At 64.5% G+C, this 25876-nt stretch carries 27 protein-coding genes and 4 pseudogenes; 17 read left to right on the top strand and 14 right to left on the bottom strand.

From position 1 onward, the window contains the following. A partial coding sequence (locus N5E02_RS12875; RefSeq protein WP_279946336.1) for a radical SAM protein occupies positions 1–601 on the bottom strand: 601 nt, incomplete at its 3' end. 194 nt (positions 602–795) lie between these two features. On the opposite strand from N5E02_RS12875, the gene N5E02_RS12870 reads away from it, so the two are divergent. Beyond that, the gene (locus N5E02_RS12870) at positions 796–1200 is read left to right on the top strand and encodes a ribonucleotide reductase subunit alpha (protein ID WP_065185691.1); all 405 of its coding nucleotides are present in this window, start codon (positions 796–798) and stop codon (positions 1198–1200) included. Here the strand turns inward: N5E02_RS12870 and N5E02_RS12865 are convergent. Beyond that, complete coding sequence (locus tag N5E02_RS12865) at positions 1194–1523, bottom strand: hypothetical protein (RefSeq protein ID WP_019659894.1); 330 nt, start codon at positions 1521–1523, stop codon at positions 1194–1196. The two genes, N5E02_RS12870 and N5E02_RS12865, sit on opposite strands and share 7 nt — an antisense overlap. Positions 1524–2095: 572 nt before the next feature. Here N5E02_RS12865 and N5E02_RS12860 point away from each other — a divergent pair. Continuing rightward, complete coding sequence (locus N5E02_RS12860) at positions 2096–2470, top strand: hypothetical protein (protein WP_164282633.1); 375 nt, start codon at positions 2096–2098, stop codon at positions 2468–2470. A 19-nt stretch (positions 2471–2489) separates the two neighbouring features. On the opposite strand, the gene N5E02_RS12855 is transcribed toward N5E02_RS12860, so the two are convergent. The 10 genes and pseudogenes from N5E02_RS12855 to N5E02_RS12810 form a co-directional block, all read right to left on the bottom strand. Next, positions 2490–2969, bottom strand: a complete 480-nt coding sequence (locus tag N5E02_RS12855) for a hypothetical protein (protein WP_240431616.1) — start codon at positions 2967–2969, stop codon at positions 2490–2492. Between the two features lie 151 nt (positions 2970–3120). Then, positions 3121–3510 carry a hypothetical protein gene (locus tag N5E02_RS12850; RefSeq protein WP_070489794.1) on the bottom strand — a complete coding sequence of 130 codons (390 nt, stop codon included), beginning with the start codon at positions 3508–3510 and terminating at the stop codon, positions 3121–3123. Between the two features lie 487 nt (positions 3511–3997). Beyond that, positions 3998–4321 carry a hypothetical protein gene (locus N5E02_RS12845; RefSeq protein WP_138951632.1) on the bottom strand — a complete coding sequence of 108 codons (324 nt, stop codon included), beginning with the start codon at positions 4319–4321 and terminating at the stop codon, positions 3998–4000. A gap of 290 nt (positions 4322–4611) precedes the next feature. Beyond that, positions 4612–5052, bottom strand: coding sequence for a hypothetical protein (locus N5E02_RS12840; RefSeq protein ID WP_279946335.1), 441 nt, complete (start codon positions 5050–5052; stop codon positions 4612–4614). A 192-nt stretch (positions 5053–5244) separates the two neighbouring features. Beyond that, a pseudogene (locus tag N5E02_RS12835) lies at positions 5245–5721 on the bottom strand (RHS repeat protein); the annotation flags it as partial. Between the two features lie 32 nt (positions 5722–5753). After that, positions 5754–6038, bottom strand: a complete 285-nt coding sequence (locus N5E02_RS12830) for a hypothetical protein (protein WP_164229610.1) — start codon at positions 6036–6038, stop codon at positions 5754–5756. 307 nt (positions 6039–6345) lie between these two features. Continuing rightward, positions 6346–6829, bottom strand: a pseudogene (locus tag N5E02_RS12825) (RHS repeat protein); the annotation flags it as partial. A 14-nt stretch (positions 6830–6843) separates the two neighbouring features. Next, positions 6844–7416, bottom strand: a complete 573-nt coding sequence (locus tag N5E02_RS12820) for a hypothetical protein (RefSeq protein ID WP_279946334.1) — start codon at positions 7414–7416, stop codon at positions 6844–6846. Position 7417: 1 nt separating this feature from the next. Further along, on the bottom strand, positions 7418–7843 hold the full coding sequence (locus tag N5E02_RS12815; protein WP_065185773.1) for a hypothetical protein: 426 nt from the start codon (positions 7841–7843) through the stop codon (positions 7418–7420). Positions 7844–8295: 452 nt separating this feature from the next. Beyond that, positions 8296–9036: pseudogene (locus N5E02_RS12810) on the bottom strand (RHS repeat-associated core domain-containing protein); the annotation flags it as partial. A 580-nt stretch (positions 9037–9616) separates the two neighbouring features. Between N5E02_RS12810 and N5E02_RS12805 the strand changes: the two are divergent. Then, positions 9617–10438 carry an alpha/beta hydrolase gene (locus N5E02_RS12805; protein WP_065185697.1) on the top strand — a complete coding sequence of 274 codons (822 nt, stop codon included), beginning with the start codon at positions 9617–9619 and terminating at the stop codon, positions 10436–10438. 35 nt (positions 10439–10473) lie between these two features. Here N5E02_RS12805 and N5E02_RS12800 read toward each other — a convergent pair whose 3' ends face one another. Continuing rightward, complete coding sequence (locus N5E02_RS12800; protein ID WP_058981714.1) at positions 10474–11268, bottom strand: helix-turn-helix transcriptional regulator; 795 nt, start codon at positions 11266–11268, stop codon at positions 10474–10476. Positions 11269–11338: 70 nt separating this feature from the next. Here N5E02_RS12800 and N5E02_RS12795 point away from each other — a divergent pair, with 70 nt between their 5' ends. From N5E02_RS12795 to N5E02_RS12750, 10 genes and pseudogenes are all read left to right on the top strand, one after another. Then, positions 11339–13309 carry an FUSC family protein gene (locus N5E02_RS12795; protein WP_279946333.1) on the top strand — a complete coding sequence of 657 codons (1971 nt, stop codon included), beginning with the start codon at positions 11339–11341 and terminating at the stop codon, positions 13307–13309. 4 nt (positions 13310–13313) lie between these two features. Beyond that, on the top strand, positions 13314–13523 hold the full coding sequence (locus tag N5E02_RS12790) for a DUF1656 domain-containing protein (protein ID WP_279946332.1): 210 nt from the start codon (positions 13314–13316) through the stop codon (positions 13521–13523). 1 nt (position 13524) lies between these two features. Further along, a complete protein-coding gene (locus tag N5E02_RS12785; protein ID WP_065185699.1) occupies positions 13525–14409 on the top strand; it encodes a biotin/lipoyl-binding protein in 885 nt (294 codons plus the stop codon). Then, positions 14406–15842 (top strand): efflux transporter outer membrane subunit, encoded by a 1437-nt coding sequence (locus N5E02_RS12780; RefSeq protein ID WP_279946331.1) that lies wholly within the window; start codon positions 14406–14408, stop codon positions 15840–15842. Before N5E02_RS12785 ends, N5E02_RS12780 begins: the two co-directional genes overlap by 4 nt. A gap of 134 nt (positions 15843–15976) precedes the next feature. Further along, positions 15977–16324 (top strand): RcnB family protein, encoded by a 348-nt coding sequence (locus N5E02_RS12775; RefSeq protein WP_021204235.1) that lies wholly within the window; start codon positions 15977–15979, stop codon positions 16322–16324. 72 nt (positions 16325–16396) lie between these two features. Next, positions 16397–16618: pseudogene (locus tag N5E02_RS12770) on the top strand (nuclear transport factor 2 family protein); the annotation flags it as partial. Positions 16619–16735: 117 nt separating this feature from the next. Beyond that, a complete protein-coding gene (locus N5E02_RS12765; protein ID WP_279946330.1) occupies positions 16736–17410 on the top strand; it encodes a response regulator transcription factor in 675 nt (224 codons plus the stop codon). After that, on the top strand, positions 17407–18639 hold the full coding sequence (locus tag N5E02_RS12760; RefSeq protein WP_279946329.1) for a HAMP domain-containing sensor histidine kinase: 1233 nt from the start codon (positions 17407–17409) through the stop codon (positions 18637–18639). Before N5E02_RS12765 ends, N5E02_RS12760 begins: the two co-directional genes overlap by 4 nt. 59 nt (positions 18640–18698) lie before the next feature. Then, positions 18699–19085 carry a diacylglycerol kinase gene (locus tag N5E02_RS12755; RefSeq protein WP_279946328.1) on the top strand — a complete coding sequence of 129 codons (387 nt, stop codon included), beginning with the start codon at positions 18699–18701 and terminating at the stop codon, positions 19083–19085. Between the two features lie 73 nt (positions 19086–19158). Further along, complete coding sequence (locus tag N5E02_RS12750; RefSeq protein WP_065185704.1) at positions 19159–20970, top strand: phosphoethanolamine--lipid A transferase; 1812 nt, start codon at positions 19159–19161, stop codon at positions 20968–20970. On the opposite strand, the gene N5E02_RS12745 is transcribed toward N5E02_RS12750, so the two are convergent. Further along, positions 20874–21797, bottom strand: a complete 924-nt coding sequence (locus N5E02_RS12745) for a M14 family metallocarboxypeptidase (RefSeq protein ID WP_065185705.1) — start codon at positions 21795–21797, stop codon at positions 20874–20876. The two genes, N5E02_RS12750 and N5E02_RS12745, sit on opposite strands and share 97 nt — an antisense overlap. A 146-nt stretch (positions 21798–21943) precedes the next feature. Between N5E02_RS12745 and N5E02_RS12740 the strand changes: the two genes are divergently transcribed. The 4 genes from N5E02_RS12740 to N5E02_RS12725 are packed head-to-tail and all read left to right on the top strand — an operon-like array spanning position 21944 to position 25865. Continuing rightward, the gene (locus N5E02_RS12740) at positions 21944–22597 is read left to right on the top strand and encodes a DUF3348 family protein (protein WP_065179210.1); all 654 of its coding nucleotides are present in this window, start codon (positions 21944–21946) and stop codon (positions 22595–22597) included. A 10-nt stretch (positions 22598–22607) separates the two neighbouring features. Then, positions 22608–24872, top strand: a complete 2265-nt coding sequence (locus N5E02_RS12735) for a DUF802 domain-containing protein (protein ID WP_279946327.1) — start codon at positions 22608–22610, stop codon at positions 24870–24872. Further along, complete coding sequence (locus tag N5E02_RS12730; RefSeq protein WP_065179209.1) at positions 24869–25507, top strand: OmpA family protein; 639 nt, start codon at positions 24869–24871, stop codon at positions 25505–25507. Before N5E02_RS12735 ends, N5E02_RS12730 begins: the two co-directional genes overlap by 4 nt. Next, positions 25497–25865 carry a DUF2894 domain-containing protein gene (locus N5E02_RS12725; protein ID WP_065179208.1) on the top strand — a complete coding sequence of 123 codons (369 nt, stop codon included), beginning with the start codon at positions 25497–25499 and terminating at the stop codon, positions 25863–25865. The genes N5E02_RS12730 and N5E02_RS12725 overlap by 11 nt, the downstream gene beginning before the upstream one ends. The last annotated feature ends 11 nt before the right edge of the window (positions 25866–25876 follow it).

The following is a 25876-nucleotide window of genomic DNA, read 5'->3' as shown; positions in this document are numbered from 1 at the left end:
GGAAATAAGCTTCGTTGTCGCCGGTGCGCATCAGCTCGATGAAGCGCACGCTGAAGGGGCGGTCGCGCAGGTAGTCCATCCACTGCGGCAGCTCGTCGTCGTTCAGGCCGCGCAGCAGCACCGCGTTGAGCTTGATCGCCGGTAGGCCCAACGCCTGCGCCAGCGCCAGGCCCTGCTGGATCTCCGGCAGGCGGTCATGGCCGGTGATGGTCTTGAAGCGTTCGCGCTGCAGGCTGTCCATGCTCACGTTCAGCGCAGTCAGGCCCGCCCGGTGCCAGCCCGGCAGGCGCCGCGGCAGCAGCGTGCCGTTGGTAGTGATGGCCACCTTGCGGATGCCCGGCACCGCCGCCACGGTGGCGATGATCTCGTCCAGGTCCTTGCGCAGGCTGGGCTCACCGCCGGTCAGGCGGATCTTGCTCATGCCCAGCGCGGCAAACGCACGCACCAGCCTTGCGATTTCATCCACCTGCAGGAAGCGCGGGCGGCCATCGGCCTGGTAACCGTCGGGCAGGCAGTAGCTGCAACGGAAGTTGCAGGCTTCGGTCAACGACAGGCGCAGGTACGGAAAGCTGCGTCCGAAACCGTCGGTGAGTTGGCTCATGGCTGGTCCACCTTGTTGCTCCACCGTCTTGCCTGTGCCCGGAACGGCCCGGATACCCTCGCCTGCTGGAACGATTGCCAGAGTACGCGGCCTTCAGTTCCATCGGCATGACTTAAATCAATCGCGTTCGGCCCCGCGCGGAAGGCGTTGTGGCAGCATGCGGCTTTCCGTGCAGCGGGCGTGTGACAACCCTCATGATGATGAACGATTTCCAGCAACTGCTGCACGCCGCCGGCGAGCAGGCTGAACCGCAACGCCTGCTGTTCGTATTCGTGCGCGCCGAGCTGCCCGAATCGCCCACCAGCGACCAGCGCGACCGGCATGACCGCCGCGAGGGCGGCACCCTGTCGCCGGTGCTGTGCGTGGACAAGCTGCCGGCCGAGGTGCCCAGCTTCCAGGCGCTGGCGGCCGAATCGACCACCACCGGCATCGACTGGGACCTGGTGTTCGTAGCGGCGCTGGATGGCCGTGGCGGTTTCGCGCCGAACAGCGACGAAGCCGCGCGCCCGTTGCAGCTGATGGTCAACGCCATCCATGACGGTCAGATCGGCCGCTTCGCCGCCTTCGACCGTGGCGGCGAGCCCGTTCAGTTCTATTGAGCCACCAGCTGCAGGGTCAGGAAGAAGATCACCAGCACGGTGTTCAGCCCCCAGGCCACGGTCAGCCCGCGCGCCGCCACGCCCAGGTTGGGGTTGTGCGCGGTGGGCGCCGCCCGCCAGACCGCCGGGATGATCCAGCCGGTATAGAGCAGCAGCACGGCAAATACCCCCAGCAGCAGCGGGGTGCGCTGGTTGGCCAGCGCCCAGAGGGCCACCGCCCACAGAATGTTGCTGGGAATGACGCCCTGCAGCCAGAACACACTCCACAGGCGGGAACGGCCTTGGGTGTCGGGGGTGGGGTGCAGCGAAGCGGTGGCGGTCATAAGTCTCCTTCTGTTTAGGAAACGTGCTGAACAAGCCTGCGCTTGGTGGCTGGGAACGTCAACCCGAGTCGCACGTCACGCTTTGGCGCCTGTAGACGCGGGCCATGCTCGACACAGGTCGCTCCCCGCAGAGCCTGTCGTCATCGCCCCTCCCCCTTTGTTCCCTAACGCCCCCCAACCTCGACATCTGTCGCAGATTGCACGGTGCGGGCGGACCGCCGCGCCAGCCAGCGCTGGCAGTGCTTAACAGCATGGGAGAATGCCGAAAGCGTCTCCAATCGAGTGATGTTTGCAACTCTTCTGATTGGCATTGCACAGCGCCAGGGGCTCAGATGGCGTGCCACCGGAAAAGGGTGGCCGGGTTTCGAATCCCGAGTTGGTCCTGAGTGATTGCGCTTGCCAGTCGGCGTCCACATTCCGTGGCGCCGGCTGGCAATCCGTCTGCCGGCTATGGCGGGCGGTGCGTGGGGGCGTTCGCGCCCACCGGCTTGGGACCAACCCGGATTCGAACCACGTACCGCCCGCCACTTTTATGGGTGGCGGCTACCGATTGCCCTGCACGGAGCCTTGCCATGAACGAGTCGGACTTCCCGCATCTGCACGCCTACTGCAGCACCGCCGGCGACGACGGTTCGCCACAAGCCGCGCCGCCAGTGGACAGGAACACCTTCATTGCCAACCTCCACCGCATCGGCTCCGGTGCGGCGGCCGACGGGCAACCCTGGCCGGAGCGTCACCAGCTGCCCGGTCGCTGCCTGGCCCTCGCCGATGCCGATTGCGCGCTGAGCGGGTTGCGGGTGGTGCTGGAAATGCTGCTGGCGGCGGAGCGCACCCGGCAGAACGGCGAACCCGGGCAGTACGTGGGCGACCGGGTGATGGAGGGGTTGGTCATGGCTTGCCAGTCGCTGTGCGCCCAGGCGGTGGGGCGGTTGCAGCCCGAAGGGTGAATGTCATGTGCAACGCCCTTCAGCGAGAACCGCCTTCCACCCGACATGCCAGCGGCGTAGCGCCCTTCGCCGAGGGAATCGCGAGTACATTCCAGCGCTCGGCCAAGGTGCGTTCGACGCGGAAAGAAAATGACCGTGCCTCGGCGGGCATCTTCCCTTCAGAGAAGCCGATGGCTATCTCGAAGCGATCCAATCCGAAGTTCCCCGCCTCCAGTCCAGAGCCATCTTCCCGCTTCACTCCGACGTAGACGACAGGGCGCTTCACGTCCACCTTTGCTCTGGCAAGCTGGCGATCCAATTCAGCGCTGCCATCGAAGTACTGCATTCCTTCGTCGTTGGCGATAGAGCTGAGGGTCTGCTTGAACCGATTCACGCCCTCTTGGTCATGCACGCAGAACTGGATCATCTTGAAGGGCCGCTTTCCTACAGCCCATGCGCCGCCAGAGAATCCAAGTCCGACTCCAATCAGAAGTAGTGCTGTCAGGATCCTCACCATCATCAAGGCCCCAGTTTGCAGAGTGTGGCGGACAACGTCGCCGCAGGGCCAAAAATCATGACCCCAAACACATCTCCGCTCGGTCTTCTCAGGCCGCTTCCCTTGGATGAGGGAGACCTTGTCGGGGGTGAGGAATCTTGGCACGGAATGTCCTTCAGGGCACTGCACCCGCCATCGGCAGATGCTCGATCCGCCATGTCCTGGCGTAGATGAGAATGACGCTTCCGGTCGAGGTGGTCTCGATACGGAAACACTTCAGGCCGGACAACGGATAGCCGACCGCCTTCCAACGATCAAGAAGATGAGCAAGCCCCGGCTCGTCGTCCTCGACCCTGGCGAACTCTATTCCCTCCTCCCCCAGTACGCCGAAGTTCATGAGCGCCGAGCACCCGTAGGCTTCCGAGAAGCAGACGGTTGCCTGCCGGCCGTCCGGCCAGCGCACGTGGACCTTTACCTCGTCGCATACGCCAGGTTTGCTCCTATCAATGTTGATGGCCAGCAACGTGGCGTCACACCATTCGAGAGAGTTGAAATCTTGGTTCATCTACTGGAATCCACCAGATGCATACCACGGTGGTGCGACCTCGTCCGCCCCTTCCTCTCTCTCACCACTCCTGAAGCTCCCCAAGGTTGAGATCCCGAGCATAGGAGCGCCGACTACTGATCAGCACCGGCTTGGATGCGAACCTCCGGCCGTCCGAGCATTCAACGGCGAATTGGTAGCTCTGGGGTTCCGGCCCTGCAACGACCATAATGGGGACCGCGAATGTGCTTCCAACCGGTTTCGACGAAACTACACCTTCGCCCTCCCCGAGCATGCTCAGCTCACAATCGAGAGCGCGAACGTCACCCTGACCAGGCGGCACGCTTCCCGAGACGCGCACGATCATATCGCCACCCAATGTTGCACAGCCGGCCAGAACCAGACCGGCCATGACAGCTGCGGCACACCTCACCTTTCGCATCCTCGGATCCTCAGTACGCACTGCGACGTCTCACGCATACAACCATTCAGGTACGCATCAACCTCATCAATAGATACCCGCCATGATACGAATGTAGTCGTCGAGCGAATCCACCCGCCGATTGACTGCAATACCCCGTTCTTTCGCGAGCGATTGAAGCTCGAATATTAAAACTCCATACCCCGAGTCCCAGCCATCAGCTTCACCAGGCGACAGTTCCTTCGAAAATCGATCTCCAGGACGGAGCTTCCCGGAGGGCAAACGAAGCTCGTCTGCAACATGCTCCAGCAGCTCCACTACGGTTTCCTGATCCAGGCCACTGTCCGCATAGTATTGGTCATAGAAGCCAGTTGGCGACAGCGCCTCTCTTTCTCTCATTTTCTCTTTCATTTCCATTCGCCTCCATCCACCGCCTGCGCTGCAGCCGCAATAGAGCATGGAGCCGACATCCCAGATCCCCTCCCATACAGTCGTCATCACGGCCACGCGCCCCAGGACCTGCCGGAACCTGCGATGCTCTGACAGCGCCTTCCCATTCGCGAACATGGCCAGTGGCGAGGTCGATGTGACCCATGCCCGACCTCGACGCTCGGCCGGAAAGTAGCGAATCAGGCACCGGGAAAGGACATCGCAAAGTGCCAGCCACGCATTTCGCTTCCCAGGCGAGACCGCCCAGCCACTTATAGCGCTATTCCGCTGTAAACAAGGCCCAGCTCTTCATCGCGCATGACCCAGCGACCAACATCACCCTCCGGGCACAGATAGAACTTCCCGGAGTAGCTTGATGCTCGTGACCACGCGCTGCGGGCAAACTGAGGAAATCTCCGCATGACTCGCGCGCCGAACAGCTCCGGCCTGCTCACCAGCCTACATTCTCCGGGCAAAGTAAGAACCCCGCTGGTCAGGTGGAAAACCAGCCACGATTCATTTGTGTCAATGTCGTGCGACTCGCGTATATTGACTGCATCTTCTGGCAACCATGAAGGCAACCATTTGGATTCACCGATTGCTTGCCTTGAGACGGCTTGATTGCGGTCTGCATACTCGGTGCTGGCAACTTCCATGCAACCAGAAAGTGCGATTGACAGCGTCACGATTGGGAGCAGCTTGGGGGCGTACATCTGAGGCATCCGAGTCATCAGCAAGGGAAGTTTCCACCGGGTCGATAGCTCCCGCACATCTGCGAGCAACTCCGCGTACGGCTCATTTGTCCAGATGATCGTCCGAGGCGGTTTGCCAGCTGATCCGCAGCGGAGTCAGCGGTGGAGTCGCCCTTGATGTTTTGATCGAACCACTATAGTTATCGAACCACTATAGTTGTAGAACCACCCGCTCGCATCCGTGGCCTGCTGGCCCGGGAAGCGCAACGCCAGCTCGAACACCACACCATCGCCATCCGGATCGGCACTCGGAAGCTGGTTGCCGAATACCTCGCTCTTGTTGCTCCACTCCCAGATCGCCACATCGCGCACCGGATCGATCACCACGTGCGGTGTGCCCAGATGATCCGACTGCACGTAGGCCAGCTCCGGCACGCCGGTAGCCGGCACATTGATCAGCGCCACCGGGTAGTTGTCCAGCCAGATGGCCAGCTGCTCCGCCTGGCCGGTGGCCGAGTAGTTGCCCAGCCACTGCCCTGCTTCGTCGTACAGGGTGATCTGCGCTACGCCACTACCCGAGGTAGGCAGCACGCGCACGCCGCGATGGTTGTAACCGTAGCTCTCAATTGTGGCGTCACCCAACTTCACCGAGCTCATGCGGTTGGCATCGTTGCAGGTGAAAGAGAAGCCCCGCGTGGCGGGGCTTCGGATATGCAGCCCACTTAAATTCCTCCTGCACCAAGAAACAGGAGCATCAGCAGAGTAAATAATTGCAGCCCCGCAACGATGATGGCTAACCATTTCGGAATCCTGCTCGCGAACAAAAACATGATCACGTTAAGCCCTACAAACATAGCCGGTATTACAACGTAAAATGTCGCATCTCCAAGATACGGATATGGGAAGCCTCTCACAGCGCCCGGGTAGCCGGGAGCATCTCGTCCTGCGACAGCAATGAATCCCAAAATAGATTTTACGAACCATACGAGCAGAAACAGAGCGAACACCAATCGGCGCCTTGAGCCCTTCTTTAGCACATTATTCATGGCCCCAAAGACCTCGCAGCGCGGGAACCGAGATACTCAAAAATCATCGGCCCCATAAGCTTATTCATGATCGGATTCGGCCCGATAACAGCTCCAACGATATGCGCACCCACCACACCGCTCCTCTGTTGAATTGAAATAGTGACCGATCCGCCAATTGGTGACCTGGCAAAGCCACATTCTTGATGGTTCTCTCGCAAGGATCAACGGTCTGATTGATCGGATTTCCTTTTATCAGACTTGGCAGCACAAGGTAGCGGCTTCCGTCTTGCTGGCCCGGGAAGCGCAATGCCAGTTCGAACGCCACACCATCACCATCCGGATCGGCACTCGGAAGCTGGTTGCCGAACACCTCGCTCTTGTTGCTCCACTCCCAGATCGCGACATCACGCGCTGGATCGATCACGACACGCGGCGTGCCCAGATGATCCGGCTGCACGTAGGCCAGCTCCGGCACGCCGGTAACCGGCACATTGATCAGCGCCACCGGGTAGTTGTCCAGCCAGATGGCCTGCTGTTGCGCCTGGCCCGTGGCCGAGTAGTTGCCCAGCCACTGCCCTGCTTCGTCATACAGCGTGATCTGGGCAGTTCCACCGGCAGGGGTACGCAGCACGCGCTCGCCGCGATGGTTGTAGGCGTTGCTTTCCTGCACGGCATTACCCTGCTTCACCGCGTTCATGCGGTTGGTATCGCTGCAGGTAAACGATCTGCTGTCAGAGCGTGGTATTCCCTGCTGCATTAGGGCTGCGTGCAGCGCGACGATTCGCTACCGTCCGCTGCCCCAGGAGCTGCCACCCACTGATCGATCCGTCTGAACAGACCACGCCTCCAAAAGATGCTGCGCGCCGGATTCACCACCATTCTTCAGTACAGAAAGAATCGCATCTAATCTACTTTTAATAGCATTGGACATTGGCAACTTCAAAAGCGTCTTCAGCGTCGCGTCCGCCGCCACGAAATCGCCAAGCCGGATGGCGGATATGTATTTTACCCATTCCGAATAGTCGCTTGTGAAGTCAAGACTGTCGACATAGAGCAACAAGTCTGCCGCCGTTCTCACTGTCTCAAGCTTTTTGGCATGCGCCTCATGCATTCCACAGAAAAAACCTTTATCCACTTCCGCGCTTGCAATCCTCTGACCTAGAGACATGTGCAGGTAGGGCAAATCATCATATGTCGGAATTACGAAGGTCCATACATAGGTAGAGGATGGCGCAGGATCCAACGTGAAACCTGAGATAACATCGCGCGTATGTAACGCAATCAAAAAATTGCCAACGACTCGCAGACCGCTCCTCTTGGCCTCGCGCTTCATTCTCCAAAGCGCAATGGACTTCATGCTAGGGCGCCGACTGTTCAGAAGAACCAGAGGCGGCGCCTGGCTGGCGATCGTACAAAGCGATAAATGCCTCCCAGCCGAATTCCTTCTCAATGGCTTGCCGCACCAATCCCGAAGTCGCGAACCAAGAGGTATTGGTATGCATGTCAAGACCTTCAGGGCCGAACTCGTCCAAGAGGTAGAGCATCTTTCTTCTAGACATCTTCGCCCTCTCGTCCCGAAGAATTGCGCGACGATGTTTTTTCATAAGCAGTCTGAATTGCTTGGCCGTTGTAACACCTAGCCGCGCAAGCTCATCCAGCAGTTCTTCGGGCTCGAAATCACCATAGTCGTGCCGGCGATGGAACAGACTCCCCACTATTTTTCTTAGAGCCCTTGCGGTCAAGGGCGCCAAGTCAATCTTCGCTCGCGAATGCAATGACTTCACTATCAACTCCACGTCCTGTCATCTACAGGCATGCTGCGAACCATCACGGAATCCAGGCCGCATTGTGCCTGGAACCATGAAGATCGACGGATCACTGCCTATCACTGCAAATTCAACGACGGCCCCTCAGTTGAACACATCGCTACATTGGGTCCGGCGAAGTCAACATTGCCACAGACCTCAGGGAACAGAGTACAGAGCGTCTTGCAGGAGGCAAGGTCGCCATTCTCACAGGCTACCTGAAGGGCAACCCGGAGGACCAGACCCGGCCCGATTGCCTTTGGGGGAAGCAGGTAGTGCGGTCTCTTTTTGTACTTCGGCTTGCCTGAATGGCCATCCAGCTGCCAACCCCATCCTGGCCGCTTGGGATCATCCTTCCAATGCTTATCCGGGTTGCCTGTGCCATCTGGCGAGCGAGTCAAATTGCGCTCACCTTTGCGTCGCGACATTTCCCCTAGAGGATCAACATAGGACAGAGGATTGCTTTCAGCGTAAGAGAATGTGGAGATGCCGCCATCCAGACCGATGGGATCACTCTGAGAGTAGCGCCCCACGGATGGGTCGTACTCGCGCTGATAGTTGTAGAACAACCTACTCGCACTCGTTGCCTGCTGACCCGGGAAGCGCAGTGCCAGTTCGAACGCCACACCATCCCCGTCCGGGTCTGCACTCGGAATCTGGTTGCCGAATACCTCGCTCTTGTTGCCCCACCCCCAGATTGCAACATTCCGCACCGAATCGATCACCACGCGCGGCGTACCCAGATGATCTGGTTGGACGTAGGCCAACGCCGGCACGCCGGTAGCCGGCACATTGATCAGCGCCACCGGGAAGTTATCCAGCCAGATGGCCTGCTGCTGCGCCTGGCCCGTGGCCGAGTAGTTGCCCAGCCACTGTCCTGCCTCGTCGTACAGCGTGATCTGCGCCGCGCCACCGGCCGGGGTGCGCAGCACGCGCTCACCGCGATGGTTGTAACCGTAGCTTTCCAGCACGGCATCACCCTGCCTCACCGCGTTCATGCGGTTCGCATCGTTGTAGATGAACGTCTTGCTGCCGATGCTGGTGGTATTCCCCGCTGCGTCATGGTTGCGTACCTCGCCATCCACCGCAGCCAGGCGATGGCTGGTTGGGGGATAGGTGTAGCTGGCGGTGCCTGCCGAAGTGGTCAGCGGGGTGCGATTACCGGTGGAGTCAAGATTCTCAAGCCCCCCCCCCCTTCGAAGAGGGGGCTGAGAAGGCACGCTACTCTTGTGATCCACCAGCCAAATGCTGCTTTCTCCTCAAGGCAACGAGAAAGAAGGCTGTCGCAGCTAGCAACGCGCCACACGCATCCCATATTCGGTCAAGCCACAGCATCAAAGTGAAAATGGCCAGCCACATTACAGATAGTGCAAGAAACCATCCGCGCGTCAGCTTCACAGGGCTCAATACACAGTTTGAATTCCAACCATAGCGCAGACGATACCCAATGCAACCCAATAGATTGCCGGCATCCCTTCCTCCAACTGCTGCAACGCCGGCGACAAAGGGCAAAAGCAGCGTCAGATCCGACGCACCAGATGCCGGCAAGGTCAGCCGCGTTGATAGGGGGGCGGAAGAACCCGCAGCGCAGGCGCAGCGACCTCATGCACCATGACTTCCTGCACAGGGAGCAGGTGTTATACCTCACTACATTACCAGCACGACCCGTCGCGAGGTCGCCAGGCTGTGGCACTCCGCTGCAGACCTGACCCATCGGAAGGACTGGCACGCGCACGGCCCAGGGGAACGGCAATGAAGAGCAGCCGAGTGACGTTGTGGGCGCTGGCCGCGATGATGGCCGCAGTGGGCACCGCGCACGCAGGGGAAATCCAGGTGGATCGAGGCGCTTACGCACTGCAGGCCGAAGAAACGGGGTCAGGCCCGATCACCGTGGTCTTTGAATCCGGTTTCGGCCAGGGCGCGGGCGCCTGGAAGGAGGTGGTCGCGGGTCTGGGGCGCGACTATCACAGCATCACCTACGCCCGTGCGGGACTCGGCAAGTCCGGCAGCGACGGTCACCCCAAGCGCATCGATGCGCATCTGGCCGACCTCACGGCCGTGATCGATACGCTCGCTCCCGGTCGCCGCGTGGTGCTGGTGGGTCACTCCTATGGCGGCCTGCTGGCCACGGAGTTTGCACGCCGCCATCCGGAGCGACTGCAGGGCCTGGTGCTGGTGGACCCGGCCACGATGGGGCAGCGCCATGCGTTCAAGCAGGCCGACAGTGCACGCGTGCAGGCAGACGATGCCCAGCTGCAGGCAATGCTGCCGCCGGCCATGGCCGCCGACTATGCCGTGCTGACCGAACAGCTGGATGCACCCGGTGCGGAAACCCCGCGCACGATGCCGGACGTGCCGGTAGCGCTGCTGACTGCAACCCAGCTGGCTGCCGAACCGCTGTTCTTCGAAGAGACCGCAGCGGGCAAGGCGCTCTGGAAAGCACAGCACGCCCTGCTCTTCTCAGGATTCACGCGCGGCTCGCATCGCTACCTGGCGACCGGGCACACCCTCCAGCGCGAGGATCCTGCTGCGGTGGTGGCCGCGATTCAATCTGTCTCAGGCACTTTAAAGTAGCTGTTCCAGGCAGGGGCTTCCCCCGCTGTTCCCTGCTACTGCCCACGCAGGCGCACCGCAAAGTACCGCGCCGGGGAAAGGCCAAGCGCCTTCTTGAACATCGTGATGAAGGCCGTCACCGACTCATAGCCCAGCGTCTCGGAAACGCGTTGTACGGGTGCACCGGCGGCGAGTTCCCGAATGGCGATGAGCAGGTGCAGTTGCTGCCGCCAGCGCCCGAAAGACAGTCCCGTTTCCCGTTCGATGAGGCGGGTCAACGTGCGCTCGCCCAGGGCCAGGCGCACGGCCCACTGGCCGATGGTGCTGCGGTCTGTCGGATCCGCAGAAAGCGCCGCAGCCAGCGCACGCACCTTCGGGTGATGGCTGACCGGCAGCGACAGATGCTCAGCCGGCATCTGTACCAGCTCGTCCAGCAACACCCGCGCCAGCCGGTCGGTGTGGCTGCCATGCGGATAGTCCAGCGGCGCGTCGGCCAGGTGCAGGATCATCTCGCGCAGCATCGGCGAGATGGCCAGCGTCACGCACTGCGCCGGCAGGTCGACGATGCCGGGCTCGACGAACAGGTAGCACAGGCGCGCGTTTGCGGTGGCGCGGTTGCTGTGCGGCATGCCGCCCGGAATCCAGACGCCACACTGGGGCGGCACGATCCACAGCGCATTGGCCACTTCGCAGGTCACCGCCCCATGCAGCGCAAGAATGAGCTGGCCCTTTCGATGCTCATGCACCGGAATTTCCGCGTCGTGCTCGGCCACCTGCAGGCGGCTGGCAACCGCCGGGCGATCGGTCTCGTCCGGGTCCAGGTCAAAGCCGGGGAGCGAAATGCGAGCCATTCTCACATTGACCGGTTTTAGCGATTGATTGTCATTGTAGCGAAATTCGCCAGTGCGGCCGATCACTAGCATGAGCCGCATGCACTCCCCCTCCCCGTTCCGCCCCCACGTGTTCCAGGCAATTGCCCGATTGAAAAGCCCTGCCCTCAGGACCGACCAGGAGGCGGTGCTCTTCTCGCTCAAATGCCTGCTCGCCGCGTCGCTGGGGCTGTATGTCTCTCTAAGGATCGGCCTGAATCGCCCGTTCTGGGTGATCGGCACGGTCTATCTGGTATCGCAGCCTCTGTCCGGGGCGACACTCAGCCGCGGCCTGTTCCGCCTGCTCGGTACCGTGGGCGGGGCCGTCGCCACCGTCGTGCTGGTGCCGCGTTTCGCCAATGCACCCCTGGTGCTGAGCGCCGCGCTCGCCACCTGGATGTCGCTTTGCCTGTATCTGGCGATGCTCGACCGCACGCCACGTGCCTATGCGTTTCTGCTGGCCGGCTATACCACCAGCCTGATCGGGTTTCCTGCGGTGATGGTGCCGGCAGACGTGTTCACCATCGCCATCACGCGGGTGCAGGAAATCGCCATCGGCATCCTGGCGGCTACGCTGGTACATGGGCTGGTGCTGCCGCGCCGGGTTTCGTCGCGCGTGCACGCACGGGTCGCTGCCGTGCTGGATGACGCGGAACGATGGACACGGGACATGCGCGCCGGCGCATCGGACACGGTGCTGGCGACGGACCGCTCGAAAGTGGCGGCCGACCTGCTCGAGCTGCATGTGCTGTCGATCCACCTGCCCTTCGACAGCGCCCACGGCGTGGCCCAGGTGCAGATCCTGCGTGCCCTGCATGACCGGATGCTGGACGTGCTGATGCTGTCCAGCGCGGTGGAAGATTCCATCGACCGGCTGCGTTCACCACAGGCCGGCGCGATGGATGCAACGGGCTGGCGCGATCTGCTACAGGCCGGCCTCGCCGCGCAACAGACGGAGCTCGACCTCGCCCACGCCGACTGCCGCGTGCTGCAGGCGCAACTGCACACTGCCCGTCCCGACTGGCGCCGGCATGTACCTGCCCGCCTTGCGCGACATGTGCAGGGTGCGGTACTTCACCAGGATCATCGGCTTGCCCTGCGCAGCGCGCTGGGCGCGTTCGTCGGCATCCTGCTGAGCTGCATTCTGTGGATCGCTACCGGCTGGTCGGAGGGCGCCACGGCGGTGTCCATCATCGGCACGGCGTGCGTGCTGTTCGGCACGATCGAAGCGCCAGCGCCGCATGTCATGCGCTACCTGGTCGGCTCCGCCATCGGTGTCGCCGTCGGTCTTGTGTACGCCCTGGTGATCATTCCTTCGCTGTCGGGTATCGCCGGCCTGGTCGCCGCGCTCGCGCCGGTGCTGCTGCTGTGCGGATCGTTCCTGGCCCGGCCGCCCTTCATCATGGCCGCGCTGGGCGTGGTGCTGACCTTCCCGCTCATCGCCGGCCTGGGTGCGACCAATGCGATCAACATCGTCGGCGCACTCAACAACAGCGTTGCGTTGTTCATCGGTACGACGGTGGCACTGTGCAGCATGCAGCTGTTCCAGACCGCCGATGCGGGCCGCAACCGCGCACGGCTGGAGCGTTCGATCCGTCGGGATATCGCACGACACGCCGCCGGACAAGGTGATGTGACACGCGCCTGGCTCAGCCGCATGCTGGATCGAATCGGGCTGCTCGCTCCCAGGCTGCAGGGCCGTTCCAGCGCCGCGCACGACCTGCGGGCATTGTTTGCGGATGTTCGTGCGGCACGTGCATCCAGCCAACTCCGCGCACTGGACAAGTGCCGGGACAACCCACACGTTCGGGCACTTCATGCGGCGCTGATCGAACGCGTCGCCGCACATTTCAGGATCCGCTCGCACGCGCCACGCAGTGTCGATGCCCATCTTCTGGAACTGCTCGACCGCATGCGCGAGGCCGCGACGGCCAGCAGCGGGGCTGATCGGGATCACCTGTTGCATCTGCTCTGCGGGCTACGTCGCGACCTGCTGGTACCCGCGCTCACCCTTCGGCACTGACCTCATGTTTTCTGATCTCTCCATTGATGGCGTGCTGATCCCCGGCCTGCTCGCCGTGGCCGTCGCCGCGCTGGCGCTGTCGGTACTGACCTCGCGCCTGCTCGCCAGTCTCCGCCTGTACCGCTTGTTCGCCGCGCGACCATTGGTGGGCCTGTCCCTGTTCGTGATCCTGGCGGAGCTGATGATCCGGCTTTCGCCCCTGCTCGAGAAATGAAATGAAACACCTGCTTGCCGTCATCGGGCGCTGGAGCGCTACGCTGCTTGTATTCGCGATTGCTGTCGTTGCCGCACTGTCCATCTGGAAGCGTTACGAAACACGCCCGTGGACGCGCGATGGGCGGGTGCGCGCCGACGTGGTGCGCGTTGCGTCGGACATGGGGGGATTGGTCACCCAGGTGCTGGTGCACGACAACCAGCGGGTGAGCGCCGGACAGCTGCTGCTGGTGCTGGACCAGCCGCGCTTCGCTGCCGCACTTGAGAAGGCCGACGCAGCGGCCAGCAGCGCACGCGCCACGCTGGCACTGGCCCGCCGCGAATCGACGCGGGACAACGCACTGGGCAACCTGGTCGCTTCGGAAACCCGCGAACGCAATGCCGCCAAGGTCGATACCGAGCTGGCCGCCCTGGCGCAGGCGCGGGCCGAACAGCGCGTTGCCCGGCTCAATGTGCAACGCACCGAGGTGCGTGCGACCACCGATGGCATCGTCACCAACCTGGACCTGCACGCGGGCGACTACCTGCAGCCGGGGGCACAGGCGCTGGCGCTGATCGACACCCGCAGCCTGCGCATCGAGGGCTATTTCGAGGAAACCAAGCTGGCCTGCATCACCGAGGGCGATGCCGCCGTGGCCCGGCTGATGGGCGACGACCACGACGTGCGCGGGCACGTGGATACCATCGCCGCCGGCATTGCCGACGATCAGCGCTCAAGCACCCACAACCTGCTGCCGGCGGTGGCGCCGACCTACACCTGGGTGAGGCTGGCACAGCGGATCCCGGTACGCATCCGCATTGATGATGCGCGGCCGGATACCCGCCTGATCGTCGGTCGCACTGCGAGTGTGACCATCACGCCCTCGGCACAGGGAACCTGCAAGTGAGCCTGCGAACACTACGCGGTGGGCTGCTTGCCCTGCTGCTGCCGATGACGGCCTGCGTCTCCGGCCCCGACTATCACCTGCCTGCGAATGCCGTCGCTGCCTCCACACGCGCGGCGCAGGCGTTCGTCTCGGGCAAAGAGGCATCGTTCAGCCACGACCCACCACCGGATCGGTGGTGGGAACTGTATGGCGACCCCAAGCTTGACGCCTACGTACGCGATGCACTGGCGGCCAATACCGACCTGCGCGCCGCCGATGCCAACCTTCGGCGCGCCAGCGCTGCCGTGCTGGAGTATCGCGCGCGCGGTGCCGTGCAGGCCGACGTGGATGCATCGGGCACGCTCGTCCATGCCGGTGGCTACACCCAGGCGTCGGCCGCGCCGCAGTCGTACGCGCTGGGCCTCCACCTCTCCTATCCACTGGATCTTGCAGGTGGCATCCGCCGCGGCATCGAAGCCGCCAACGCGGACGCGGAGGCGGTTGCTGCGGCACGCGACCAGGTCCGCGTGGTCGTCGCTGCGGCCGTCACCCGTGCCTATCTCCAGGTGTGCACAAGCAATCACACGCTCGCTGCAACCCGGCAGGTGCTGGCGATACAGCGCGCCACGCTGGAGGCAACCCGACGCCTGGCTGCGGGCGGACGCGGAACGGACTTCGATGTCAGCCGTGCCGGTGCAGCCGTCAATCGCAGCGCGGCGGCGGTACCGCACCTGCTGGCGGAACGGCAGGCCTCACTGTTCGAACTGGCCGCACTGATGGGCAAAGTCCCGGCAGACTATCCCAGGGAGGCCGAAGGGTGCCCACAGCCCCCTGAGCTGCAGCAGGCATTGCCGGTCGGTGACGGCTGGCAGCTGCTCCAGCGGCGCCCCGACATACGTGCCGCGGAGCGTAGCCTTGCCGCGGCCACAGCGATGATCGGCGTAGAGACTGCGGAACTTTATCCGCGGGTCACCCTGGGCGCGTCCCTGGGCACGGCGGGCATGCGACGGCAGCTGCTTTCCGCCGACAGTTTCGGGGCGAGCGTCGGGCCGCTGCTGTCATGGCACTGGCCCAACCGCCGCGTGGCCAAGGCCCGGATCGCAGCGGCCGGTGCCAATGCAGATACGGCTCTTGCTTCCTTTGACGGCGCGGTGCTGCAGGCACTTCGCCAGACCGAGACTGCGCTTTCTGCCTGCACGCAGGCGCTTGAACGCGAGCGCAGCCTGGCACAGGCGCATGGGGACGCAGCGCGGGCCGCAGGACAGGCGCAGCAGCTCTACCGTTTCGGCAGGATCGATTTTCTCGACCTGCTTTCGGCCCAGGCCGCGCTGGCAGATGCGGAGTCCGCATTGGCCGTCTCGCGCGCGGAGCGCATTGACCGGCAGATGGATCTTTTCCTGTCGTTGGGTGGAGGCTGGGCTGCAACAGATTCAGCCCCGGGCGGGGTCCAGTGACCCGTTGCCTGGCAGCGGCTGCAGGCCGCGCCGTCTGTTCAGAAAAGTGCCGCCCAAACCCGTATTCATTCACACTGACTGCCCTATATTCCCGCCACAGCGCCGCATGCTGCGGCCATGACGGAGGCACTTCCATGAAGACCACACGTTTGCTTGCCATCGCTTTGACCACCGCCACCGCGTTGGCTGCGGCCCCCGCCTTCGCTGACCCGCCGCATCACGCCCGCGGCAACGGCCCGCCGCCGCATGCTGGCGGCCCGCACAACCGTGATGCGCCGCCGCCCGGCTGGCAGAAGAAGGCTTGGCGTCGTGGCGACCGCCTGCCCTGGGCCGAAGTGGACCGCCGCTACTGGGTGGACGATTACGCGCGTTATGACCTGCGCAATCCGGGTCGCGGCCAGCGTTGGGTGCGCCAGTCCGACACCGAGTACCTGTTGGTGGAGATCGCGACCGGCTTGATCATCGACGCGCTGCATCGTTGAATGCGGAGCGCGCCGGGGCCCTGTAGCCGTGGCCCCGGCGGCGCTTCCACCCTACGAAGGCCGTCATGAACGATGCGAACCACCGGAATCCAGAACGCGCTTCTCGCTGCGTGCCTCGCCGCAGGCCTGCCGGCCCACGCAAGCCAGCGCCCATCATCGGCTGATGTGAATGCCATCGAACAGGTGGTCGAATCGTTCCGCACCTCGTTGATCAACAAGGACAAGCCGACCTACATGAGCCTGTTCTTTTCGGACAAACCGGAAGATATCGGCTGGCAGTTCGTTTCCGAAGATGCCGGCCCATTAAACGTCGCTTGACGCGGCCGAACCCAGGCCGCGATCCATTCAGCATGCGCATTGGCAATCAGTCAGGGATCGGGCACAGTTCGGCCACGCGCAAGGACGCACGCCATGACCCGCCTGCTGATCATCGAAGACAACCCCGAGCTCGTAGCCAACCTGTACGCTTTCTTTGAGCCTATCGGCTACGTGCTGGACGACGCCCGCGACGGTGCCAGCGGCCTGCGTCGGGCCACGCAGAACGACTACGATGCCATCCTGCTGGACCTGATGCTGCCACGCCTGGACGGGATGGCGCTGTGCCGGAAGCTGCGCCAGGAGTTCCAGAATCCGGTGCCGATCCTGATGCTGACGGCGCGCGATCCGGTCGAAGACCGCGTGCAGGGCCTGGCGCTGGGCGCGGATGACTATCTGGTCAAGCCCTTCTCGCTGAAGGAGCTGGATGCGCGGATCAAGGCCCTGGTACGACGCGCCCAGGGCCGCCAGGTCGACAGCGTACTGGCGTGGAAGGACCTGCAGGTCGATACGCGGTCGCCGCAGGCCTGGCGGCAGGGACGCTGCATCGCGCTGACGCCCACCTCGCACAAGCTCCTGTTGTGCCTGGTACGCGCGGCACCCGCCGTGGTCCGCAAGCAGGAGATGGAATACCTGGTCTGGGGCGACGAGCCACCGGACGGCGGCGCGCTGCGTACCCACATCCATGAGCTGCGCCTGCAGGTGGACCGCAGTTTCGACACCACGCTGATCGCTACGGTGCACAGCGTCGGCTGGCGCATGCCGGCGTGACACCCGCCGCTCTCTACCGGCGCCTGACCCTGCGCACCCGCATCACGATTTCGTTCGTGCTGCTGATGGCCGGCGCCATGGGCTTCATCGTTCTGGCCGAACAGGTGGACTACGACCAGGTACGGGCCGCGGTCATCGCCCGGACCCAGGACAGTGCCGTGCACAAGCTGCAGGCGGCACTGGCCCGTGGCGAGCGCCCCGCCCTGCCCCCGGGCAGCCACCTGTACGACAGCCATAGCGTGCCGATGGTGCTGCGCCAGTACGGCCTGGGCTACCACGGCGAAGCAGGACCCGACGAGTGGCACCTGCGTGTGTTCGACAGTGGCGGCCAGCGCTACTACCTGCTGCAGGACGCTGCACCCTATGGCTACCTGGAACACCTGATCAATGCCTTTGCCGCGGTGGTCATTTCGATCTGCGTGCTCGGCGCCTTCCTGATCGGTCGCAGGGTGGCATCGCACGTCATCGCGCCCATCACGCAGTTGGCCGATGCCGTGCAGAGCGGGCGGAAGCCCTTTCCCTGTCAGGACGCCCGCGACGAGATCGGTGTACTCGCCCGTGCCTTCGCCCGGCACAGTGATGAGCTCGAACGGTTCCTGCATCGCGAGCAATGCTTCAGCGGCGATGCCAGCCATGAGCTGCGCACGCCCTTGGCCATCATCGGCGGCGCTGCGGAAACCCTTGCCTGCCAGCTTCCGTCCGACAGCCACCTGGTCCCCAGCGCGGAGCGTATCCTGCGCACTACCCAGGAGATGCAGCGCCAGCTGTCCTGCCTGCTGCTGCTCTCACGTACCCCCGGCTCCGTGCCGCGCAACAAGGTGGCCCTGCGCCCATTGATCGAATCCTGCATGGAGCGCTGCCAACTGTGGATTTCCGGCAAGCCGGTGATCGTTGCGTTTGATGCCCGGCATGACGCCGTGCTGGACACCAACGCAGATCTGGCACACAGCGTGATCTGGAACCTGCTGCGCAACGCCTGCCAGTACACCGAAAGGGGCGAAGTGAGGATCACCCTCCACGACACCGCACTCACCTTCGCCGACACCGGACCCGGCCTGCCCTCCAGTATCGACCCACAGCAGTTCCAGCGCTTCGTGCCCGGCAGCCCGCACAGTGGCGAGGGACTGGGGCTGTCCATCGTGCAGCGCATCGTCGAGCACCTGGGTTGGAGGATGACGGTGCACTCCTCGCAGCAGGGATGCCGGTTCAGCCTGGAATGGCCCGCCTGACGGTTTCCTGACACGTGCGTGCACATGCTGGGGATTGCTCACTTCACGGCGGAAACGGCATGCAGCACCCCGAGGACAGCGGCAAGTACCCGCATGGCAAGACCGGCCTGGGCCGCATCTTCCACACCCTGATCCATTCGCGAGACGGATTCATCGCTACCTTTCGTGGCGAGGCTGCTTTTCGCCAGCTGCTGCTCCTGCACGCGCTGTTGATCACTGCAGCGTTCGTGCTGGACATCAGTACAACCGAGCGCGCGTTGGTGCTGGCGGTCTGCTTCATCAGCCTGCTGGTGGAACTGCTCAACTCGGCAATCGAGGCCGTGGTTGATCGCATCTCGCTGGAGCAGCACCCGCTGTCGAAGAACGCCAAGGACATGGGCAGCGCCGCACAGACCACCGCGTTGTTGATGGTCGGCGCGGTGTGGGGCGTGATCCTGCTGGGCTAGGCCGGCAATCCTGACAACTTCCTGATAAGGCCGTTTCGATACTGCGCGCACTCCTGTTCCGCGGACCCTGCTCGTGCGTCAATGCCTCCGTTTTCCACGGCCCCATCCGATCATCCTGGTCTGGGCCGCAGCGTTTTTCTTCACCACGATTGGAAACATCGCCCTCTGGAAGTCGCTGTGGGAACTGACCGATCTCAACGGTGTGCGCAGCATCCTGTTCCTGGCCAGCCTGCCGCTGGTGTTGTTCTGCCTGTTCAATCTGCTGCTGACGCCATTGCTGGCACTACCCTTCGTGCGCAAGCCGCTGCTGGCCGTACTCATCGTCACCAGCGCCGCCTGCAGCTATTTCATGCTGCACTACAACGTGCTGATCGATCGCAGCATGGTGCAGAACGTGTTCGAGACCAATCAGGCCGAACTGAACGCCTATCTCTCGCTGCCGCTGCTGTTGACCCTGCTGGCGCTGGGCGCGATGCCCGCTGCAGCGCTTGCCCTGGTGCGCACCGCCAGCGGAGCGGGTTCGATACGGTCGCTGCTGGTGTGGCCGGCCAACGTTCTGGCGTCACTGGTGATGCTGCTGGTGATCGGCTTTGCGTTCTACAAGGACTACTCCTCGCTGCTGCGCAATAACCGCTACATCCGCGACCAGGTACTGCCGTTGAACGTGATGCGCCATACCCACGGTTACCTGAAAAGCCTCCATAGCACCCGCCAGCAACCGCTGCGCCCGATCGGCATGGACGCGCGGCGCATACCCGGCCCGCGCCCGAAGCTGGTGGTCATGGTCGTCGGCGAGACCGCGCGGTCACAGAACTTCCAGCTCAACGGCTACCCACGCGCAACCAATCCCCGGCTCTCACGCACGGAAGGCGTCATCAGCTTCAGTGATGTCTCCTCGTGCGGAACCGCAACGGCCATCTCGGTGCCGTGCATGTTCTCGCAGATGACCCGCCAGCAATACGACAACGTTCGCGCGGCGACCGAGGAGAACGTGCTCGACATCCTGCAGCGTACCGGCGTCAGCGTGCTCTGGCGCAACAACAACAATGGCGGCTGCAAGGGCGTGTGCGAGCGCGTGCCGACCGAGGACATGCCTGCGCTGAAGGTGGCGGGCCAGTGCGTCAACACCGACGGCACCTGCTACGACGACGTGCTGCTGCACCAGCTTGGCACACGCATCGACGCGATCAACGGCGACGGCCTGGTCGTGCTGCATCAGCTGGGCAGCCACGGCCCGACCTACTTCGAGCGCTATCCGGCTGCCTCGCGGGCCTTCAGCCCGACCTGCGACAGCAACCAGATCCAGCATTGCAGCAACGAGGCGCTGGTCAACACCTATGACAACACCCTGGTGCATACCGACCGGGTGCTGGCGGAGACCATCGACCTGCTGCAAGGCTATTCGGACCGGCGCGACGTTGCGCTGATCTATGTGTCCGACCACGGCGAGTCGCTCGGCGAACGCGGCATGTACCTGCATGGCACGCCCTACTTCATCGCCCCGCGCGAACAGACCCAGGTGCCGATGGTGATGTGGTTCTCATCGGACTTCGGCCGCAACGCGGGCCTGGACATGGCCTGCCTGCGTGGGAATGCGCTGCAACGGGCGCACAGCCACGACAACATCTTCCACTCGCTGCTGGGCCTTTTCGGGGTCAGCAGCACGGTGTACCAGCGTAATCTGGATGTGTTTGCCGGATGCCGCCCGTCGGGTTCGCCGGCTGTGGCCGCCGCGCCGGCGAAGAAGCGGCACCGGCTGATGCCGGTCACCGCCCGCAACGTGGCGCGCTACTGCGCCGCCAGGGCGAAATCCAGGCCCGCACACACCGCCGCCACCTGGGCGTCGTTGCATTCCTGCGGGTTGGTGCGCGGGCTGTCCGGGTAGACCTCGGTGGTGGTGGCAAAGCGTGCGTCGGTGAAGCCGGCGCAGGCGCCGATCGAACGCGACTCGCCCCAGACCACGCCCGGCGACTGCAGCGGCAGGCCGACCAGGTTGCCGTCGGCATCGGCCGGGGCGATGTGGGTGATGGGCGCCACTGCGGCAATCAGGGCCTTCTGGAACTCGGCCTGCGGATCTTCGCTGTTGCCGATCACATAGAAGCCATCGGGAATCGTGTCGCGCTCGAACGGCTTGCCGTCGCGCGCGCAGCGCGCCGGATCGAACTCGTTCAGGTCGCTGTCGGTGGTCTCGTGCAGGTCCAGGTGCACCAGCAGGTTCGCCTTGCGCTCGCCCACCCAGGCCATCAGTGCGGCGGCTTCCTTGATCTGGCCGCCGTCACGGAAGCTGCGGTTCGGATCGATCGCATCCGGGTTCCAGCGCTGGATGCGCTCGTAGCCCCACGGGCTGACGCACGGCGCGACGATCAGGTTCAGCCGGCCCAGGTAACGCTCGGCCTGCTGTTCCAGGAACTGCAGGGCGCCGTGCACGCCGCTGGTTTCGTAGCCATGCACGCCGCCGGTGATCAGCGCGGTCGGCAGCGCCGGGTTCCAGTCGTGGTTGACCGCGGCGAACAGCGGGTAATGGTCCGGTGCATAGTCCAGCTGGCCGTACTGGATCACGTCGAAAACGCTGTCGTCCAGGCGCTCAAGGGCGGCCACCACGTCATCGTGGTAGCTGCGCTGGCGCTGCTGGCGGGCCCGCCACTGTGCGCGTTCCGCGTCGCCCCAGGGCTGTCCGGGGGTGCCGATCGGGTAGAACTGCGCAACAGTCATGGGGGTACTCCAGGGGTCGAACGGGTGGATGCAGCCGGACATTCTAAGCCTTGTCGCGCCTGCGGGTACCGCCACCCAGGCCCCGCCTTCATCCAGCCGGGGTCATCTGGTTGTAAAATCAACGGTTTTTGGCCCCTCACCCCTTGATGGCGAACGCAGCGCAGCCGGTCCTGGGTGGACCGGAGTTCCTCCGCCTGCTCGCCCGTCTCAGCGACGGCGCGATGCCGGCCAGCAGTCCCGCCCTGACCGATCGCCTCGGCCAGTGGGTGGACTGGAGCCGTGCCGTGGCCCTGTCCGGCGCGTTGGGCGGACGCCTGCCCGAGCCCGGCGAAGCTGCCGAGCGGGCCGAGGATGTACTGGCCGACTGCGCCCAGGCCCATGCCAGCCTGCTGGCCTCGATCCGCGAGGACGCCGAGGCCGAGCGCCTGCTGGACCTGGCCGAGGCCGCTGCCGCACCCAACTTCGCTTCGCTGCGCCAGCGCTACCGGGTGCTGCAGCAGGCCATCCAGACCGCCACCGGGCGCCTGCGCGGCCGCCTGCGCGACCAGCTGGTACAGGTCTCGCCGGAGCTGGCGCGACTGGCCGAGGTTGATGCGGTGATGGAACAGACACTCACCCCGCGCGAGCACAGCCTGCTGGCCACCGCGCCGGCGGTGCTCGGCGCCCGTTTTGAACGCGTGCATGGCCAGCCCGGCTGGCGCGCGGCCTTCCGCCATGACATGCGCACGCTGCTGCTCGCCGAGCTGCAGCTGCGCTTCCACCCGATCGAAGGGCTGCAAGACGCCCTGCGCTCCCACTGACCGGAACACCATGTCCAGAACTGCTCTCCATGTCGTTGTTTTCCTTGTCGGCCTGCTGGCCGTGTGCTGGATCGGCATTGGCTACGTTTCGGTGCATCCGCTGGGTGCAGCGGTGGCGGCGATCATTGCGGCCTGCTACATCGCCGGCGGCGTGGAGCTGTACCGCTACCGCCAGGCCAGCAACGGCCTGCGCGCCGCACTGAATGACCTGTCCAGCGCGAAGGAAAGCCTCGCCCCATGGCTGGAGCGCGTGCCGGTAGGCCTGCGCAACGCCGTGCGCCTGCGCGTGGAAGGCGAGCGCACCGCCCTGCCCGCACCGGTGCTGACCCCGTACCTGGTCGGCCTGCTGGTGCTGCTGGGCATGCTCGGTACCCTGCTGGGCATGATGGACACGCTGCGTGGCACCGGCCTGGCCCTGCAGAGCGCGACCGACATGGCCGCGATCCGCGGCTCGCTGGCCTCGCCCGTGCAGGGCCTGGCGGTGGCATTCGGCACCTCGATCGCCGGTGTGGCCAGCTCGGCCATGCTCGGCCTGCTGGCGGCGCTGCTGCGTCGTGACCGTCTGCTGGCCGTGCAGCAGCTGGACCGCGCCATTTCCAGCAACCTGCATCCGTACTCGCAGGCCTGGCAGCGTGCCGAATCGCTGCGCCTGCTGCAGGCGCAGTCCGCCGCGCTGCCGGCGCTGGTCGACCGCCTGCAGGCGATGACCAGCACCTTTGAACAGCACAGTGCCGCCGCCAATGAGCGCCTGCTGGCTGGCCAGGCCGAGTTCCTGACCCAGAGCCAAGCGCTGCAGGAACGCCTGGCCCTGTCGCTGCAGCAGTCGCTGCGCGAAGGTGCTGAAGCCAGCGCCGCGGCCATCGGTGGCGCGCTGCAGCCGATGGCCGAGACCACCCTGGCTGGCCTGGCCCATCACGGCGAAGCACTGCATGCCCGCGTCGAGCAGGCCGTGCAGCAGCAGCTGGCCGGCCTGAGCGACGGTTTCGAACGCAGCCGGGTCGCCACCGAAGCCAGCTGGGCCAAGGTGGTGAGTGAACAGACCCAGGCGCAGCAGGCGCTGGTGAGTGATCTGCGCCAGCACCTGCAGGCCTTCAGCGATGGCCAGGGCACGCATGCCGAAGCGTTGATCGCGCGCATCGGCGAGCGCCTGCAGGCCGATGCACAGAGCAATGCAGACGCCTTGCGTGCCGCCGCCGAGCAGCAGCAGGCCCTCAACAGCGCGCTGGTCGAGCGCCAGCAGCAGGCGTTGATCGCCGCCAGCGAACATCTGGATGCGCGTGCGCAGGCGCTGCTGCAGGCACTGGAACAGCAGCACAGCGCCAACCAGTCACTGCTGCAGGATCATGAAGCGCAGCGCTCGCAGCAGTGGCAGGCCGCGCAGGCCGCCGCCGCGACTGCGCACGCCGAACTGCAGGCCAGCCTGGACAGCCGCGAGCAGCAGCGCCAAGCGCGCTGGGACGCGGTCAGCGCCGAGTTGCAGCAGGCCCACGCCGCCCTGCAGGCGCAACTGCAGGCTGGCGACGAACAGCGCCTGCAGCGCTGGAGTGATGCCCTGCAGCACGTTTCCACCGAGCTGGCCGAGCGCCTGCAGGCCAATGGCGAACGCCTGGCTGCGCAGCAGCAACAGGTCTGCGACACGCTGGCGGCGACCGCGCAGCAGATCGGCGAGAACGGTCGCGCGCAGGCCAGCGCCACGCTGGCCGAAGTGTCCACCCTGCTGCAGACCGCGGCAGCGGCACCGAAAGCTGCTGCCGACGTCATCAACGAGCTGCGCAGCACGCTCTCTGAAAGCCTGGTGCGTGACAACGCGATGCTGGAAGAGCGCGGTCGCCTGCTGGCCACCGTGCAGACCCTGCTGGATGCAATCAACCACGCATCGCACGAACAGCGCACCGCGGTGGACGCACTGGTTGGCGGTTCGGCCGAGCTGCTGGAGCGTGTTGGCAACCGCTTTACCGACCATATCGCGGCCGAGACCGGCAAGCTGGATGGCATTGCGGCAGCACTCACCGGCAGCGCGGGTGACGTCGGCCAGCTGGCCGGCGCCTTCGGTGAAGCGGTCGCGCAGTTCGGCAGTGCCGCCACCGCGCTTTCCGGCCGCCTGGAACAGATCGGTGGCGCACTGGATGCCTCGCTGGCCCGTAGCGATGAGCAGCTGGCTTATTACGTGGCGCAGGCGCGCGAGGTGGTCGACCTCAGCCTGCTGTCGCAGAAGCAGGTGATGGAAGAACTGCAGCAGCTGGCCACGCGCCGCGGCAAGGCCGGTAGCGCATGAGCGACGAGCTGGAGGTCGATGGCGGCTCGCACGCACCGATCTGGGCCGCCTTCGGCGACCTGATGTCGGTGCTGCTGGGTGCGTTCGTGCTGATCCTGGTGGGTGTGGTCGCGGTGCAGCTGGAGCTGTCGCAGCGGCTGGACCAGGAAATGAAGCAGCGCCAGGCCGAAGCCAAGCGCCTGCAGACCCTGGAACAGGCGCTGGCCGGCCCACTGGCCGCCGGTCGCGTGACCCTGGTCGATGGCCGCATCGGCATCAGCGGCAGCGTGCTGTTCGCACTGAACTCGGACCAGCTGCAGCCGGAGGGCCAGGAGCTGCTGCGCAGCCTGGCCGCACCGCTGGCCGCCTATCTGGGCAGCCGCGAAGAGATCCTGATGGTCAGCGGCTTTACCGATGATGCGCCGGTGCGCGAAGGCAACCGCCGCTTCGCCGACAACTGGGAGCTGTCCGCGCAGCGTTCGCTGACCGTGACCCGCACCCTGATCGCCGATGGCGTACCGGCTGACGCCGTGTTCGCCGCCGCGTTCGGCAGCGAGCAGCCGGTCAGTTCCAACGCCAATGAGGAAGGCCGCGCGCGCAATCGCCGTGTGGAAATCGCGCCGATCCCCAAGCCCAAGGCGGCGGATGGCAAGTAAGCCGCCCGCGCTGGAAGGCCTGCGCGCATTGGTGCGTGACCTTGATGCGGGGTCGCGCTCGCTGCCGCATTACCCACAGGTGCCGATGCTGCAGCAGGTGCAGCGCGAATGGTCGGAGCTGCGCAGCGAACTGCAGGTGCGCCGCTCGCTGCGCGCCGAGGCCCCGGCTGACGGCGGTCCGCTGAACTCAGCGGTGCTGGTGCAGCGCATGCTCGACATGATGCAGGCCGCCAGCCCCGGCTACCTGCGCCACTTCATCGACTATGTGGACACATTGTCCTGGCTACAGGCGCTGCAGGATGGCGCCGCCAGCGGCGGTGATACCGCAAAGCCGAAACGGACACGCAAGCCGCGCTGACCGTTGAATGG

Origin of the sequence: Stenotrophomonas sp. GD03777 (assembly GCF_029842485.1) — a bacterium.
GTDB classification, from domain to species: Bacteria; Pseudomonadota; Gammaproteobacteria; order Xanthomonadales; family Xanthomonadaceae; genus Stenotrophomonas; species Stenotrophomonas sepilia.
This window is presented reverse-complemented; position numbering and strand designations above follow the sequence as displayed.